The organism is Clostridium sp. YIM B02500 (assembly GCF_022324665.1).
In the GTDB taxonomy this organism is placed as follows: domain Bacteria; phylum Bacillota; class Clostridia; order Clostridiales; family Clostridiaceae; genus Clostridium; species Clostridium beijerinckii.
In genome coordinates this window covers 1-1102 of sequence record NZ_JAKGTE010000087.1, presented here as the reverse complement: position 1 = coordinate 1102, position 1102 = coordinate 1, and the positions used below count along the sequence as shown (strand labels likewise).

Below are 1102 nucleotides of genomic sequence, written 5' to 3'. Positions count from 1 at the left end.
TAGGTTGTTGAATAAACAGAATTTGTAAAAAATAAATAAGTCATCCCTTTGTGATATAATAATTTCGCGAAAAACCTAAATATATCACATAAGGAATGACTCAAATATGATTATATCATCAAATATTAAAAGTGAAAATGACCATTATAAAATTTTTGAAGCTGTTAAAATTGCATTTGCTAAATTAAATTCGAATATTAAAAGTACTAAAGGGCGACCACGTAAGTATTCAGATGAACAAATAGTTGCATGTATATTATATGGCGTTAAAAGTAGTATTTTCAGTTTAAGAGAGCTTGAATATCGTATAAAGCAAGACTATGTGTTTCAGTCTATAATTCAACTCAATCAAGTACCAGATTATTCTACATTCTCATTAAGAACTAAAATTTTAGAGAAACATATATATTATGGTATTTATGCTATGCTTGTTGAACTTATCAATCCTGAAACTAGACTGTGTGCAATAGATGGAACTGCTTTAAGAAGTTCAAAATACGATAGCGAAGCTAAATCCGGTAAGGGTACCCGCCTTGGATATTATAAAGGTTATAAATTACACTGTATTGCAGCAGTTAGTGATATTATAATTCCTCTAGTTTTTTATTTAACAACAGCTAATGTTTATGATAATCAAGTCTCAGATTTACTATATGAAGCTAAAATTTATAATCCATTTTTAATACTTGCAGATGCAGCATATGATTCATTAGAATGGTTTGAAATTGCTTCTAGCTTAGAATTTAATTTGTTAACTGATATAAATATGCGTAAGGCTAAAATTATTGAGTCATTTACTGATAAACGATATGAAAATGCTTTGTTTATTCAATCTCCTATTGGATCAAAATTATATAAAAACAGATTGAAAATAGAGCAATTATTCTCTGTATTAAAGGGATTATATAACTTAGAAAACCCAAGGCTTTATGGGCAAGCCCGATACGAACGTCATATAAAATGGGTCTTATTAGCGTACTTAATAGATGAATTTAACAAAAAGCAGCAAGGAATAAAAACTAGAAAATATCCTTGGAATATATAATTTCTAAGAATATTTTCTTAAATAACCATTTGTAAAAATTAGTTATTCAACAACCTA

The 1102-nt window shown here is 27.7% G+C and carries 1 protein-coding gene; it reads left to right on the top strand.

Annotation, left to right across the window (positions count from 1 at the left end; translation table 11 throughout):
- Nucleotides 1–106: 106 nt before the first annotated feature.
- Nucleotides 107–1045, top strand: a complete 939-nt coding sequence (locus L1S46_RS26225) for a transposase (protein WP_238901450.1) — start codon at nt 107–109, stop codon at nt 1043–1045.
- Nucleotides 1046–1102: the final 57 nt, after the last annotated feature.